The sequence below is a fragment of the Methylosinus sp. PW1 genome (assembly GCF_000745215.1).
In the GTDB taxonomy this organism is placed as follows: Bacteria; Pseudomonadota; Alphaproteobacteria; order Rhizobiales; family Beijerinckiaceae; genus Methylosinus.
Window position 1 is genome coordinate 813494 of the sequence record NZ_JQNK01000009.1, and the last position, 15442, is coordinate 828935.

The 15442-nt window shown below is 64.0% G+C and carries 12 protein-coding genes; 8 read left to right on the top strand and 4 right to left on the bottom strand.

Going from position 1 to position 15442, the window contains the following annotated elements:
- Positions 1-312: 312 nt before the first annotated feature.
- Positions 313-726 carry a DUF2794 domain-containing protein gene (locus tag K369_RS13150; RefSeq protein ID WP_036291777.1) on the top strand — a complete coding sequence of 138 codons (414 nt, stop codon included), beginning with the start codon at positions 313-315 and terminating at the stop codon, positions 724-726.
- Between the two features lie 77 nt (positions 727-803).
- On the opposite strand, the gene K369_RS13155 is transcribed toward K369_RS13150, so the two are convergent.
- A complete protein-coding gene (locus K369_RS13155; RefSeq protein WP_036291779.1) occupies positions 804-1577 on the bottom strand; it encodes a Bax inhibitor-1/YccA family protein in 774 nt (257 codons plus the stop codon).
- Between the two features lie 372 nt (positions 1578-1949).
- Between K369_RS13155 and K369_RS13160 the strand changes: the two genes are divergently transcribed.
- Positions 1950-2603 (top strand): hypothetical protein, encoded by a 654-nt coding sequence (locus tag K369_RS13160; RefSeq protein ID WP_245278195.1) that lies wholly within the window; start codon positions 1950-1952, stop codon positions 2601-2603.
- A 28-nt stretch (positions 2604-2631) separates the two neighbouring features.
- Here K369_RS13160 and K369_RS13165 read toward each other — a convergent pair whose 3' ends face one another.
- Positions 2632-3513: a lytic transglycosylase domain-containing protein gene (locus tag K369_RS13165; protein WP_084570667.1), complete on the bottom strand. Its 882-nt coding sequence runs from the start codon at positions 3511-3513 to the stop codon at positions 2632-2634.
- Positions 3514-3838: 325 nt separating this feature from the next.
- Here K369_RS13165 and K369_RS13170 point away from each other — a divergent pair, with 325 nt between their 5' ends.
- The 4 genes from K369_RS13170 (at position 3839) to K369_RS13185 (ending at position 10536) form a co-directional block, all read left to right on the top strand.
- A complete protein-coding gene (locus K369_RS13170) occupies positions 3839-5377 on the top strand; it encodes a YifB family Mg chelatase-like AAA ATPase (RefSeq protein ID WP_036295142.1) in 1539 nt (512 codons plus the stop codon).
- A 73-nt stretch (positions 5378-5450) separates the two neighbouring features.
- On the top strand, positions 5451-7211 hold the full coding sequence (locus tag K369_RS13175) for an ATP-binding protein (RefSeq protein WP_036291783.1): 1761 nt from the start codon (positions 5451-5453) through the stop codon (positions 7209-7211).
- A gap of 1292 nt (positions 7212-8503) precedes the next feature.
- Positions 8504-9427 (top strand): OmpA family protein, encoded by a 924-nt coding sequence (locus tag K369_RS27725; RefSeq protein ID WP_051949270.1) that lies wholly within the window; start codon positions 8504-8506, stop codon positions 9425-9427.
- Positions 9428-9618: 191 nt separating this feature from the next.
- Positions 9619-10536, top strand: a complete 918-nt coding sequence (locus K369_RS13185) for a GNAT family N-acetyltransferase (protein WP_036291785.1) — start codon at positions 9619-9621, stop codon at positions 10534-10536.
- A 17-nt stretch (positions 10537-10553) separates the two neighbouring features.
- On the opposite strand, the gene K369_RS13190 is transcribed toward K369_RS13185, so the two are convergent.
- On the bottom strand, positions 10554-10871 hold the full coding sequence (locus K369_RS13190) for a class III extradiol ring-cleavage dioxygenase (RefSeq protein ID WP_371033325.1): 318 nt from the start codon (positions 10869-10871) through the stop codon (positions 10554-10556).
- A gap of 587 nt (positions 10872-11458) precedes the next feature.
- A complete protein-coding gene (locus tag K369_RS13195; protein ID WP_036291787.1) occupies positions 11459-11800 on the bottom strand; it encodes a hypothetical protein in 342 nt (113 codons plus the stop codon).
- A 585-nt stretch (positions 11801-12385) separates the two neighbouring features.
- On the opposite strand from K369_RS13195, the gene K369_RS26495 reads away from it, so the two are divergent.
- A complete protein-coding gene (locus tag K369_RS26495) occupies positions 12386-12967 on the top strand; it encodes a hypothetical protein (protein WP_156967879.1) in 582 nt (193 codons plus the stop codon).
- Between the two features lie 15 nt (positions 12968-12982).
- Positions 12983-15403: a hypothetical protein gene (locus K369_RS13210; RefSeq protein WP_036291793.1), complete on the top strand. Its 2421-nt coding sequence runs from the start codon at positions 12983-12985 to the stop codon at positions 15401-15403.
- Positions 15404-15442 lie beyond the last annotated feature (39 nt).

Here is a 15442-nt window from a genome sequence, read left to right on the forward strand (position 1 = left end):
GGGAAAGCCCGAAACAAGACGGGCCGCCCGAGCGTCGCCCGGCCGGCCCGTCCATCGCCACGAACTCATGTGCTCGAAAAGCGCCCTTCCGGGGGGCTGGGGGGCTGACGAAATCCGGAAAAACGGCTTCCCGAGCGTGTCGAGGCAATGGGCTAGATATTGGTCGGCTCCTTTGGCGGACAAGGGGCTCGATATTGGCGAAAATGTGAAATCTCGGCCAGGCGCGCGCGGCCCATCGTCGTCTCATTGTCATCTTTGTCTTGCCCTCGCGCATTTGCCGCGCGATCATGCCCATGAAATGAGGAAAGCGGCATGAGTGAGACGGAGACGACCGATCCCAGCCGGCGGCGCGGCCTGCTCTCTGTCGTGGCAGGCCGCGCGACCAATGAAGCGGACCGGGCCAGGGCCGCGCCCGAGCGCAGCGCTCCGCTCGTGTCCTTCGATCGGCGTGAGCTGCGACTTCTGCTCGATCTCTATGGCGCCAAGGTCGCCGCCGGCGAATGGCGCGATTACGCCATCGATTTCTCATCCGCCAAGGCGGTGTTCTCGGTCTTTCGCCGCGCCAGCGAGGCGCCGCTCTATCGCATCGAGAAAGATCCCGAGCTGGCGCGCCGTCAGGGCGCCTATTGCGTCGTCGCCGCCGGCGGCCTCGTCATGCGCCGCGGCCATGATCTCGCGCGCGTCGTCGCCGTGCTGCAGAAGAAGCTCGAATTGGTGCGCGACTGAACGCATTGGCGCACGCCGGCAAAAGAAAAGGCTCCGCCGGAGCGGGGCCTTCCTTTATCCCGGATCGGATTGTCCGATCAGTCGTTGCGCTCGCCGAAGAGGTAGAGCAGCGACTGGAACATGTTGATGAAGTCGAGATAGAGCGACAGAGCGCCGAAGATGCTCTGCTTCTGCACCATCTCCTGGCCATAGCCGGCGTTCTGATAATAGCCGTCCTTGATCGACTGCGTGTCCCAGGCGGTGAGGCCCGCGAAGATGAACACCGACAGGATCGACAGGGCGAACTGCATCGCGCTGCTCTGGAAGAACAGGTTGACGAGGCTCGCGAGCACGAGGCCCCACAGGCCCATCACCAGGAAGGAGCCGAAGGCCGAGAGATCGCGCTTCGTCATATAGCCATAGAGGCTGAGGCCGCCGAAGGCCGCCGCGGTGATGAAGAACACCTTGGCGATCGACGCGCCGGTGAAGACGATCATGATCGACGACATCGACAGGCCCATCACCGCCGAGAAGGCGAGGAACAGGTTGCGAGCCGTCGCCGCGGAGATGCGGTCGGCGCGATAGCCCAGGAAGAACACGAAGGCCAACGGCGCCAGCATCACCGCCCATTTCAGCGGGCTGGTGTAGAGCATCTGGCCGAAGGGCGTGAGGGCGATCTGCCGCCCGCCTTCCTTGGCCACGGCGAGCATATGCGTGCCGAGCGCGACGACGCCCGTGACGCCGAGACCCAGGACCATATAATTATAGACGCCGAGCATATAGGCGCGCAGGCCCTGGTCGATCTCGGCCGTGCCGGCTCTGGAGACCCCGCCCCGATAGCCGAAGCTCGTGTTGCGGTCGAAATTGGACATAGCATCCTCTCGAAAAAGGCCGCGCGGCCCGGTCTATCCGGCCAATCGGCGCGGTCCTCGCCGTCGAATATGGCGTGCGGCCCGCGGAAAAACAAGAGTCCGCGGGCGCAATGCGGCAAAGTTCGCGCTATCGCGAGCAAAACGCAAGCAAAAGGCGCAGTATAGGACTCGCGGCGGGCGGCAATTCTATGCCGGGAGGCGGACAAAAGCCGAGCCCGTGCACGCTCTTGCCGCTCCCTCAGAATGCGCTAACATGCCGCATTGTCGCAGGCGGCGAGCGACCGGGTCGGCCGAACCGGCTCTCGCTTCGTCGTCGGAGCGAAGGCGCCCACGGAACGAGGCCCGCAACACATGCTCCATGGGGGAATCATCATGTCCGACAGCGGTCTTGCCCCGTTCTGGCGGTCGATCGATGGGTTTCTACGTCCTGCGACTCGTTCCACGCCGCCCGTTCTCCTCGTCCTTCTTCTGACGCTTCTCGGCGCCGCGGCCCCCGCCTCGGCCCATGGCCGGCTCGGCTCCGCCGAGGGGCGGTGTCGGCTGTTCATCGGGCCGGACATAATGAACTTCACCGGCTATATGCCGGACGCCTCCAAGAACGAGTTCTGCGAGGATATTCCGGCGACCGGCCACATGATCATCGCGCTGGACGCCGAGCAGGACGAGCTGCGCGACATGGCGGTGGAGATCAGAATCGTCAAGGATATCGGCGGCGAGGAGAAAGAGAACGCCGACATAGACGCTGCGACCGTCGCCTATCGCGGCCCGCGCACCTATCCGACCGGCACGATCAATTTCGAGCACGACTTTCCCGATGCGGGCTATTTCGTCGGCATAGTCACCGTGACCGGCGACCATGGCGAGCGCTGGGTGTCGCGCTTCCCCTTCTCCGTGGGCATGAGCTTCATGCGCACCCTGCCCCTCTATCTGCTCATGGGCGTCGGCGTCATCGCCATGTTCTTCATCTATCTACGGCACCGGCCGATCCATTCGCTGAAGACGGCGGAGGCCGAACCGGCGGAGTGATCCTCCGCCGAGCGCAGGACGCGGCCGCTCATCGCGCCTTCTCGACGGGATTGTCCATTCCCGAGGCGCGCGTGTCGCTCCCGCCTTTGATCTTGTCGGCGAGCAGGGCGATGGTCTTGGAATAGACCTTCGCCTTGTTCCATTCGAGCAGCGCCGGAAAATTCGGCTCGCCCTCGTCCCAGCCGGCGCCCGGCTTCCACCCATAGCCATGCAGAAAATTGGCGGTGGAGGCGAGCACATCCGCCGTGTTGTGAACGAGATCGCGCTTGCCGTCGCCGTCGAAATCCACGGCGAATTTCAGATAGGACGAGGGCATGAACTGCGTCTGGCCGATCTCGCCGGCCCAGGCGCCGCGCATTTGCGCGGGATCGAGATCGCCGCGCTCCACGATGCGCAGCGCGTCCAGCAGCTCGGCGCGGAACTTGTCGGCGCGACGGCAATCATAGGCGAGCGTCGCCAGCGCGCGAATCGTCGAGAAATCGCCGAGATAGGAGCCGAAATCCGTCTCCAGCCCCCAGATCGCGACGATGACCGGCCCCGGCACGCCATATTTCTGCTCGATGCGCTTGAACAGCGCCGCATGCTTCTGCAGCAGCGCGCGCCCCTTGCTCACGCGGAAGGAATTGGCCATGCGCGCGGAGAATTGCTCGAAGGTCTGGCGGAACACTTTCTGCCCGCGATCATGCGAGATCACCGAGCGATCGTAATAGACGTCGCGAAGCGAAGAATCGATCGCCGCCTTGGAAATTCCCGCCGCAGCGGCCTCTTTCTCGAAGCTGCTGAGCCAGGCCTCGAATCCCTCGCCATTGCGCCCGCATTCGGCCGCCATCGCCTTCGGGGCGCCGAAGCCGATCGCCAGCGCCAAAGCCGCGGCGCCGAGCGCCCTCGTCATCCGTTTGTTCTGAGACATATCGCCGACCCCATCTCTCGGGCGAAGCCCTTTGCGCTCTCGAGGGCGATATCCCCCGGCGCGAATTCTGATCGATCGAACGGCCCTGTCCGATCGCAAAGCGCTCTTAGCTCACGAGAGCGCGGCCGCACGATGGCGACGCGTCCGCGAGAGCCGAAATTGCCGATCCTTAAAACCGGCCCCAGACTAGCTCTCGCCGGTTAGCGGCCAGTTGCCGAAGCATGGCCAATTTTCGTTCTCATATTGTTCTTGCGGAGGCGAAATCGCGCGTCTACTATGGCGGCGTTTGCGTCAGAGCGATATCGGGGTCTCGGAGCTTTTCGCCATGGTGGTCAGAGTCGCGACGGTCGCCTTCGAGGGCATAGAGGCCAAGCCTGTCGACGTCCAAGTGCAGATCGCCAGCGGCAATGTCGTGTTCACCCTCGTCGGCCTCGCCGACAAGGCGGTCGCCGAATCGCGGGAGCGCGTGCGGGCGGCGCTCGTCGCCTCCGGCCTCGCCCTGCCGGCCAAGCGCATCACCGTCAATCTCGCGCCGGCCGACATGCCCAAGGAGGGCAGCCATTATGATCTGCCGATAGCGCTCGGCGTGATGGCGGCGATCGGTGCCATCCCCTCGGATGCGCTGGACGGCTTCACCGTGCTCGGCGAATTGGGGCTCGATGGGGCCATCGCGCCGGTCGCCGGCGTTCTGCCCGCCGCGGTCGCCGCCAACATGCGCGGCCATGGGCTCATCTGCCCGCGCCAATGCGGGCCGGAGGCGGCCTGGGCGTCGAGCGACATGGAGGTGATCGCGCCGCGCTCGCTGATCCAGCTCGTCAATCATCTCAAAGGCGTGCAGGCGCTCTTGCGGCCCGAGCCGGCCGTGCGCGCGGCCGCCGCCGCGCTGCCGGACCTCTCCGACATAAAGGGCCAGGAGAGCGCCAAGCGGGCGCTGGAGATCGCGGCGGCCGGCGGCCATAATCTGCTGATGAACGGCCCGCCCGGCGCCGGCAAATCCATGCTGGCGGCGCGCCTCCCCTCCATTCTGCCGCCGCTGTCGCCGCGCGAGCTTCTGGAAGTCTCGATGATTCATTCCGTCGCGGGCGAGATCGCCGGCGGCGAGCTCACCGATCGGCGCCCGTTTCGCGCGCCGCATCATTCCGCCTCCATGCCGGCGCTGGTGGGCGGCGGCTCCCATGCGCGTCCGGGCGAGATCTCGCTCGCCCATAATGGCGTGCTGTTCCTCGACGAGCTGCCGGAGTTCCAGGCGCAGGCGCTCGACGGCCTGCGCCAGCCGCTGGAGACCGGCGAGGTCGCCGTTTCCCGCGCCAATCATCGCGCCGTCTATCCGGCCCGCTTTCAGCTCGTCGCGGCGATGAACCCCTGCCGCTGCGGCCATGCGCTGGAGCCGGGCTTCGCCTGCCGGCGCCAGCCCAATGACCGCTGCATCGCCCAATATCAGGCGCGGCTCTCCGGCCCGCTGATCGACCGTTTCGACCTCAGGATCGAGGTTCCGGCGGTCTCGGCGGCCGATCTCGTGCTGCCGCCGCCGGCCGAGGGCTCGGCCGAGGTGGCGGCGCGCGTCGCCGCGGCGCGCGAGCGGCAGGGCCGACGCTATGCGGCTCTCGGCCTTTCCGGCTCCACCACCAACGCCAGCGCGCCGGCCAGCGCGATCGAGAAAGCTGCCGCGCTCGACGCCTCTGGAACGGCGCTGATTCGCGAGGCGGCCGAGCGCCTCGGCCTCTCTGCGCGCGGCTTCCATCGCGCGCTGAAGCTCGCCCGCACCATCGCCGATCTCGACGGCTCGGACGCCATAGCGCGCCGCCATCTCGCCGAAGCTCTCGCCTATCGCGGCGGCTCCGCCGGAGCCCGCGTCGCCGCTTGAGCCCAATTCATACTTTTCTGTCGATTGCCGTGGAATAATTGCATCTTCGTCGTATGGCTTTGGACCATCCCGCATGCCCGCTGTTCCTCCTTGCGTTTTTGCCGTTCTCGCGTTTTTCGCCGCTCTCGCGCCGGGCGTCTGGCTATGGCTCGCGCGCGCGCGGCGGGCGCGCCGGCGCCGCGCGGTCGAGACCGAGCTCGAGGGATTGCGCGACGAAATCTGGGAGCTGCGCGCCGCCGCCGCCGCGCGTGACCGCGCCGAGGCGGCGAGCCAGGCCAAATCGCGCTTTCTCGCCACGGTGAGCCATGAGATTCGCACGCCGCTCAATGGCGTGCTCGGCCTCGCGCAATTGCTCGCGGCGACGCGGCTCGACGCCGAGCAGGCGAGCTATGTCGAGGCGATCGCCGCCTCCGGCCGCTCGCTGGCCCAGCTCATCGACGATATTCTGGATTTCTCCAAGATCGAGGCCGGCAAGATCGAGCTTTCGGTCGAGCCTTTCGCGCTGGCGCCGCTCGTCGAGGGCGTCGTCGAGCTGCTGGCGCCGCGCGCCCAGGCCAAGCATCTCGAGATCGCGAGCTATATCGCGCCGGACGCGCCGGAAATCGTGGCCGGCGACGCCGCGCGCGTGCGCCAGGTGCTGGTCAATCTCGCCGGCAACGCCGTGAACTTCACCGCGAGCGGCGGCGTCGGCCTGCGCGTCGAGCGCGACGCCAAAGGCGCGCTGGCGTTTCGCGTCGCCGACACGGGGCCGGGCGTCGCGCCGGCGGCGCGCGAGATCATCTTCGAGGAGTTCGAGCAAGGCGACGGCTCGTCGACGCGGCGCCATGGCGGCACCGGCCTCGGCCTCGCCATCTCGCGCCATCTCGCCGCGCTGATGGGCGGCCGGCTGGAGATAGAGGAGCAGGCCGGCGCCGGGGCGGTCTTCGCCTTCACTTTGCCGCGCGGGCCGCATGCGCTCTTCGACGACCGCACGCGCGAACGCAAGCGGCCGCTCGCCGGCTCGCGCGTCCTCATCGTCTCGCCGACGATCTTCGAAGGGCCGTTCATGGCCGAGATCCTGCGCGGCGCCGGCGCGCAGACCGAGATCGCGCGGGAGGAGACGCATGGCGCGCGCCGTCTGGACGGCGAGCCGGATGGCCGTTTCGACGCCGTCATCGTCGATTGCGCCTTCGGCGAGGAGGCGACCGAGCGTCTCGCCGACGAGGCGCGCCGCGCCGGCGCCGGCCGCGTGTTCCTGATGTTCTCGCCCATGGAGCGACGCGCCTTCGGCGAGGCGGCGCTGCGCCATTTCGACGGCTGGTTGGTGAAGCCGGTGCGCGCCGCCTCGCTGGTCGAGCGCCTGTCCGCCGCCCCGCCGCCGACGCGCAATGACGCGGATTACGTCGCGCCCGAGCGCACGCTCGCCGGCCGCCGCATGCTCGTCGCCGAGGACAATGACGTCAATGCGCTGATCGTCTGCCGCCATCTCGAGAAGCTCGGCGCGCTGGTCACGCGCGCGGAGGATGGCGCGCGCGCCGTCGAGCTGGCGCGCTCCTCCATCGGCGGGCGGCTGCGGCCCTTCGACGCCATATTGATGGACGTCTTCATGCCCGAGCTCGACGGCCTCGAGGCGACGCGCCTCATTCGCGCGGAGGAGGCGCGCATGGGCGCGCGGCGGCTGCCGATCATCGCGCTGACCGCCAGCGCGCTCGAGGAAGACGAGCGCGCCGCACGCGGAGCCGGGGTCGATTTCTTGCTGACCAAGCCCGTCGAGTTCGACGCCCTGTCGAGGACGATTCTCGAGGCGATCGACGTCGCGCGCCGCCGCGCGAATGGCGATCGCGAGGCGATCTGACGGCGCGCCGCCATAGCCACAAAAAAGAAAAAATTTCGCCCCGCGCGCAGGTCACAACGGCAGCGCGGGGATTGCGATTGCTCACGCCCTTGACGGGAGAACACGATGTCGAGACGAAAAAATTTGCTGCTCGCGGGGCTGATGACGCCGTCGCTGGCGCTCGGCCCGCAAGCCGGAATTGCGCCGGCGGCGGCCGGCGAAGCCCTGTTGCTGGCGCAGGCCGCGCCGCAAGGCTATGATCCAAATCACGAAAAACGCCCACCGGCGCAGCGGCCAGCCCAACCGGCGCCAGCCCCCCATCCGGCCCCGCGGCCCCGCCCGCGGCGCCTTTCCATCCGGCGCCCATTCAGCATGCGCCCTCCGCGCCGCCGCCCGCCCCCTATCCCGGAGCCGGCGCCCCGCCGTTTCCGCGCCCGCAGCTGCGCGCAGCGCCGCCGGCCCCGCCCTCCCCCGCCATAATCCATCCGCCGCAGCAGGCCGCGCCGATTCGGCAAGCTCCGCCGCCGCATCCCACGGCGGCGCCTGCGGCCATTCCCATTCCCCATCCAATCGCGCCCGCCAATCCGGCCGCCGCCCAGAGCCCCTCGCCCGCCATCCCGCATGAGAATCGCGCTCCCACCGCTGGCCGGCCCCCCGCTCCCGCTCCGAGCGGCGACCATGGCCCCGGCGCCGGCGCGCCCGCCGCGCGCATCGCGCCAGCCGCTCCGATCGTCACGCCCGCTATTGGACAGCAGCCTCCCGCCTCGCCCGCCGTCCCCGCCCAGCCGGCGCGCTCCGCGGTCCCGCCCGCCGGCGGCGGCCAAAACCTTCCGCCCAATGGCGCGAATGGAGCGCCGGCGCATCTCGGCGGACCGCATCCCACACCAGCGGCCGGCGGCGCGCCCGAGGCGCCGGCGCCGCATGGACAGCCGCCCGCCGGGACGCCGGCGCAGGGCGGAAACTTCCTGCCGTCCACGGCCCAGCCCGGCGCTGCGCCGCGTCCCAATGGCCCGCCGCCCGGCGCTGCTCCGGCCGGAGATCGTGCGGGCGCGCCGCCGGCCGCAGGTCCTGGCGGACGCTTTCTGCCGCCCGGACAGCAAGGCGCGATCCCGCCCGCCGCGCCTCCCGGCGCCGGCGGCGTCCCGCCGCATGTTCCGCAGCAGGCCGGAGGCGCCGCCTATGGCGCTCCGCCGGCAGGCGGGCCGCCCCCGGCTGGAGCCGCCTATGGCTCGCCGCCGGCGGGCGGCGGACCGCGCGTCTCCCCGGCCGCGGCGGCCGCCATCGGCGCGGCGGCCGGCCTCGTCGGCGGCTTCGTGCTGAGCCAGCCCGGCGCGCATCGGCTCGACGACGTGCACGCACGCCGCCAGCAATTCGAGCGCGACGGCGTGACGGTCGTGCAAGAGCCCGGCCGCACCATCGTCCGAGAGGGCGGCGGCGCCTTCATCCGTCACGATGAGAACGAGCGCTTCCGCGAGCTCGGCGGCAATCTGCGCAGCGAGCGACGCGGCGAGGAATATGTGAGCGTCTACGCCCGCCGCGACGGCGGCGAGGTGCTCACCTACACCGACGCCAATGGCGTGCTGCTGCGCCGCTTGCGCCGCTTCCCCGACGGCCGCGAGGTCATCCTCATCGACAATGGCTTCCGCGGTCCGCCGCGCGGCTTTGCGGAGGAGGTGGTCGTGCTGCCGCCGCCACCGATCGAGATCGCGCCGGACGCTTATGTCGTCGATTACGGCGCCGCCGACGAGCGTCTGATCTATGAGACGCTGACGGCGCCGCCGCTCGCGCCCATGCCGCGCCGCTACACGCTGGACGAGATTCGCTACAGCCCGTCCGTGCGCGCCTATACGCGCAGCGTCGATATCGACACGATCAATTTCGACACGGGCTCCTGGGCGATCACTCCGGATCAGGCGCAACGCCTCGTAACGGTCGCAGAGGCGCTCAACGAAGCGATCAAGCGCAATCCCGCCGAAGTGTTCCTTATCGAAGGCCACACGGATGCGGTGGGCTCGGACGTCGACAATCTGTCGCTCTCCGATCGCCGCGCTCAATCGGTGGCGACGATATTGTCGCGCGACTTCGGCGTGCCGCCGGAAAATCTCACGACACAAGGCTATGGCGAGCAATATCTCAAAGTGCAGACCCAAGGCCCCTCGCGCGAGAATCGCCGCGTGACCGTGCGCCGAATAACGCCGCTGCTGAGCGGACCGCAGGCCGAGACGCATCGGCGCTGAAGAAAGACAAACGAGACGGCGCGCATCTTCGCGCGCCGTCTCCGAGAGATATTTGCGCGCGATGCGAGTCCGAAAGCTCGCGATCCGAACGCCGCAGGTCGTCACAAAAGCTTCGCCCGCCCGTGATCTAACGCTTCGAACGCAAGCGCTCGCAAAGCGCGAGCGCGACACGAGCGGAGACGATACGCGAAATGTGGGCGATCCACGCCGACGCCGGCCGCAAGATCATCGCAGGCGCCTTTCCCCTGCTGAAGCCGCAAAATCTCCTGAAGCCGAAAAAGAAAAAGCATGGCGGGCTCGAAGGCCCGCTCGCGCTGCTCGGCTCGCTCGAGGTGCGGCTCGCCTGCAGCAAGAAGGAAATCCGCAAGGCGCAAAGGCTGCGCTTCAAGGTTTTCTTCCGCAAGGGCGGCGCAATTCCCGACGCCAAGGCCGCGATCACGCGGCGCGACGCCGATCGCTTCGACAAATTCTGCGATCATCTCATCGTCATCGATCATGCGGCGCGCAACCGCTTCGGCAAGATCAAGCCCAAGGTCGTCGGCGCCTATCGCCTGCTGCGCGGCGACGTCGCGCAGAAGAAGGGCGGATTCTACTCGGCCGGCGAATATGACATTGCGCCGCTGCTCGCCCGTCACGGCGGAGCGCGCTTTCTCGAGCTCGGCCGCTCCTGTGTGCTCGAGCAATATCGCGGCAAGCGCACGATCGAGCTCTTGTGGCGCGGCATACTCGCTTATGTGCGGCATCATCGCATCGATGCGATGATCGGCTGCGCGAGCCTCGAGGGCGCCAATCCGCTCGCCCATGCGGCGGCGCTGAGCTTTCTCGCGCATCATGCGCGCGCCGACGAAGATTGGCGCGTGAGCGCGCGGCGCGAAATGCATGTGCCGATGGAGATGCTGGCGAAAGAGGCGGTCGATCCGCGCAAGGCGATGAGCGCGCTGCCGCCACTGATAAAGGGCTATCTGCGCTGCGGCGCCAAATTCGGCGACGGCGCCGTGGTCGATCGCAAGTTCAACACGACGGATGTGTTCGTCGTCTTGCGCGTCGCCGAGATCGACGCGCGCTATCTCGACTATTTCGGACCCGCGGAAGCGCGCGACGCGGCCTGAGCGGTCGAGCCGCGCACTCAGCCGAAGGCGAAGCCGGAAATCGCCTTGCCCATGACGGCATCGTGAAAGACGCGGCGTCCCACATCCGCTCCAGCCGCGCCCGCGACCACCATCAATGGCAGAAGATGCTCCTCGCGCGGATGGCAGGCGCGCGCGAACGGCGCCGCGCTCCACTGCGCGAGCAGCGCATTGCGCTCCTCGGGGCTCGGCTTCGTCACGGCATCTGTCAGCCAGGCGTCGAAGCCGGCGGCGGCCTTCGCCTCGCCGTCGAAGAATGTGCGCAGATTATGGAAGCTGTTGCCGCTGCCGAGAATGAGAACGCCGTCATCGCGCAGCGGCGCGAGCGCCGCGCCGACGCCGATGTGGTTGCCTTTTCACGTATTAAATTTTCATGTGCATGACTGACTTGCCTGTCTGACAAGGCATTAGCGGTTCATATAGGCTTCCTCATCATAAGCAAGGCACGTGGCGATTCGCCGGCGAACTCGCTTAGGGGATAGAATCTATGTGTGAGCCCGGATGGGAGCAGCACTACGATAAGGAACTTGTCGCAGCGGTTCGTGCGATTGGAGGAGAACGACGTCGCGGTCTCGCGGCCTTTCTGGAATATCTCACTACGTGCTCGCCCGGATCGCAGGGAGATCGCATTCGGCGTTGTTTCCACGAAAACTATGATGCGGGGGGAACGGACTTATTTCCTACCGGCATAGCGCATGAGCGAGCGTTCGTGGACGTCCTACACGCGTGGCGTGATGCATTCCTAGCCTCCGACAATGGATTGAAAGGCAGTACACGTAGGAACCGATTGGACGGAGCCCGGCTCGGGCTGGAGGACCTCAGATCAAAAGGTTGCCGCGGCATTCCAAAAAGGTTTTCCAGATTTGCGATCAGGGTCGGCGGGCGAGATTACGACCCCACGCCGTCATTGGGGGAGGCTATCCACTGGCCCGAGCTCAACGGGATGTCTGGTTATGAGCGCGAGCGGCGGGCGCTCGAACTCGTCCGAGCCGAATTTCTCGCCCTCTTCTTGTTTTACGAACGCCTTTTTGTTTTTGGACAACGTCTTCTCGCGGGTGATCCGCCCGATCTCGGTAGCGATCGAGATGCTTGGGAGGCGATTCGAGATGGATTGGAAATCTTCCGTGCGGCCATAAGAACGACGGGGTCGTTCGAATTGAGCCGGATCGACCGTGAACGCTTGCCTCGCGACCCAGAACTCTGGCGTCGCGCAGGCGGGTTCGATCTGTCGTGCGTATGGGATCATAGAACCACGGCCTTTTCCGCGTATCGTGCAGCTTTCGGCCCTGTGTCCCCCGGGATGCTAGGTGCGCTGGGAGTCCTATTGTGCGACACGGGTTGGAATTTGCAACCTGCACAGGATATCCCACGAAGCCCATTTGTATTTTCCTCGTCTAGCGAAGCATTTATCGCCGAACGATCCTTCATATCGAGCTTTAAAAAAAGGGCTGGGCACAATGTTCTTGCTTACGTCGGTCAGGCTCTCAACGATAGCCGAGCGGAGATAGCAACCACATATTGGCAGCAAACTATTGGAGAATGTGACCCGAACGGAATCGGTGACGGCTACGCCAGCTTGAGCACGGACTCAGCATCCAATAGACTTTCAGCGGTAGATGTAATTACGAGATATTCAGCCATGGCCGAGTCGCTGCGACTCGAGTTCGGAGATAGGTCAAATATATTATTCGGAGACTCGTTTTGGATATACTCAAACACACAGTGTATACCAAAAAGGTTAGAATTAACATCTAATTTAAAAAAGCTTGTTGATCCAGATTCAATAATTGGATGTAAGGAGTTTATGATAAAATCAATTAGGAAGACGTACTTGATACTGATCCGCAACGAAACTGGGTCAATCACTGCAACAAAAACAGCAGCCGGTCATAATAGCAGTGGTGTTCTACAGCCACATTATCTCAATACACCGACGGTCAATGCCGAACTAGACGCATCAATTCGTCTATTTCAAGACGCGATCGAGGGCATTGTAACCCGAGAACTCGATCAAGACATCGTGGCCGAAAGGCTCGGAAAGACCGTGGAAGAGCTTGAGCGCATGCGCGACGTCGCCAAACTCGCTGGCATAACGACGGCCTTGGGCTTGGTGGTAGAAAACCACTCGGATGGAGATGACAAGCAGCCGCCCGCAGCCAAACCTTTGCATTTCTACCCTAACGACGCTCGCTTAACCGAACTTTATCTGACGCATCGTAAGCTTCGCCATATGCAGACCCACTACCCTAATATCGTCCGCTTTAGGCAAGAATTTCTGCCGCTGCTAGCCATGGCCAAAGCCATCGGACGTGAAGTGTTCAAGCAGCACCTCGGCCCCCGCTATTGGCGCGCCGCCCGGACGGCGGCGGCAGACCTCCGAAACGGCAAGGCTGCACTGCCTTTCATCGAATGAAATTGACGGATTGACATGAACGTCGCTTCAAACCCCACCACCCGCCAATACCACGACGACGTCCTAGAAGACTACGAGCGCCCGAAATGGCTCGTCGCGAGCAAGCCAAACAGCGAATCAGATCAAACATTTGAAGGTGACGCCGCCGACCTGCGCCACGACTACTGGATACTCCGCACTGCCGACCCTGCCAAAGTCCGAGATTCTGACTTCAAGCTCGACTTCCGTCAGCCCGTATCCGAAGAGATGCTGTTGACGGACGAGTCGCGCGTAAACGACCTACTGACCGCCAAGATCCTCGTCATCGAAACTATGCGGGGGCAATACCTACGCCCAGCCCGCACCGCCAAAAGAACCGTTAAAATGGTTTTCACATTTGCGTGGATCGTTCGGTGGCGCCTCGCGCTGAACGTAACGGAAATGTCCAAGCTATCTCCGGCCCTGTTCGATGATTTTTGTGATCGACTGGCGTCGGGCGGACTGCCCGATCTAATCGATCTCGAAAGCCGCCTTGCGCGGCTGGAAAAGCGGTATCGGGAGGGGGAATATGATTGGCCTCGCTATCGGGACGGGTCCAACATACTGGTCGACTTCGGCAAAATCGGGCGGACGCTTGGAGTGCCGTTTCAAATTCTTAATGCCACCAATCGAAAGAGGATTCGTAACCTTGCGGAAGGGGGTGGTTCACTGCCTGAAACAGAAATCGTTGATGATGCAAATAATGATAATGAACAGAACGACAAAGGAACCTTAATAGCTTACGAACGGGCACTTGAATTTTTCACGGTTTGGGATTTGCTCCATCTATCCTCAAATATCGGACTAATTTCTCACGATCAGCTTGAATTTAATCCATTCGAAAAGACATCCATTGACGCACGGGCACGGCAAGTAGGACGAACACTGAATTTACAAGCCGGCGAAGGACGCACCGGCACGCTGGAGTCGGAAAACTGGCTTCGCCTTCTCGACGGCGCGGCCAGATGGGTGCTCGACTATTCAAAGCCTATATTGGATAGCTGCAAGCTTATAGCTGATTGTCAATCAGAGATTTTTTCGCAAAAACATGAACGCAGGTCACAGAAAAATATATTCACGCTAGTGACTAAGGCACTCACTGAGGATTACACTTTCAACGGCCGCCGCCTTTCTCCGACTTGGCGACGCCACAATAAAGCATTTGATCCAGACGACATAACTCTTGAAGAGGCCCTAGCTCATCTGATTACCGCCTGTCTTGTCCTGATCGGCGGATTCTCCGCGCGACGCCACGGAGAGTTGAACAGCCTACAGGCTGGATGCGTCTACAAAGATCAAGTGTCAGGAGCATGGATACTGTCCAGCTACATCGAAAAAACGATTAGGGACAACGCCGAAATTCCCGTCCCCGCAGCGGTCGCCGTGGCCGTTCAAATCTTGGAGCGATTGAGCGAATCAGCCCGCCTAAAGGATAAAACCAATTGGCTTACCAAGGTCCATCGCCCTAGCTTAAGCGAATCCGAACTTAACACCGGTCAAAGAATATATATCCAAACAATGCTTCAGTTTACACTCAATAGCTTCGCAGACATCGTCGGCGCTCGAACGTCAAGCGACGGTACCCTCTGGAAATTCAAGCCGCATCAATTGCGTCGCGCTTTTGCGATCTATTATTATCATCATAATCGCTATTCTAATCTTGACGCCATAAGCCGCTTTCTCAGGCATTTTGATCCAGAAATGACACGCCGCTACATTACGGAGACTATTCCCGGCGCCCATATGAGAATGCGTGAAATCGTCGAAGCGAGAAGCGCGAAAGCTCAAGAAAATGAACGAATTTCCGCCGAGGCGCGCGACGCGATGCGACGGATGAAAGAAGTCGCCGTCGAATATGAAGACGTCAGGCAGGAATACTTCGTTGAACGAAACATGCAGATCTACGACAACGACGAGTCCCCAATCGGTCGAGGGGCCGCACTGCTGATGGACGAACTCGAGGACCTCGTCGCCCAAGCCCGTAACAACATCACGATCGGCAGCCGAATGAACTGCTCGCCCGACCGAGAACGCACGGCCCTGCTGGATCTCCTGCGAAGCCGCGCGCCCGAACGCTACTTGGAGCCGCATCCGGGCCGGCACGCCCACTGCGCTTGCCGCCCGGACGTCCCCGAGGACACGGCTGACGCCATCTGCCTACAAATGCAAGCGAAAGTCACCGGCGCCGCCGATACGCGGGCCAACTACGCATTCTCGGGCCCCAAGGAATGCTACGACTGCAAACATTGCGTGGCATTCGCTGAAAATGTCATCGTCATGAAGCGAAAAATCGAGGAGGCAGAACAGGCTACGAAGAGTCCCGCAGAGCGGTTTCGTGTCGCCGCCCAATCGCGTCTCGACGCCTATAAGGCGACCTTGGAAAGCGCCCGAGCCGCCGTAAGGGACCGGGGGAGATAGCATGGCGAACGAAACCCCCGCCCAAAAAGGAGCCGCCGT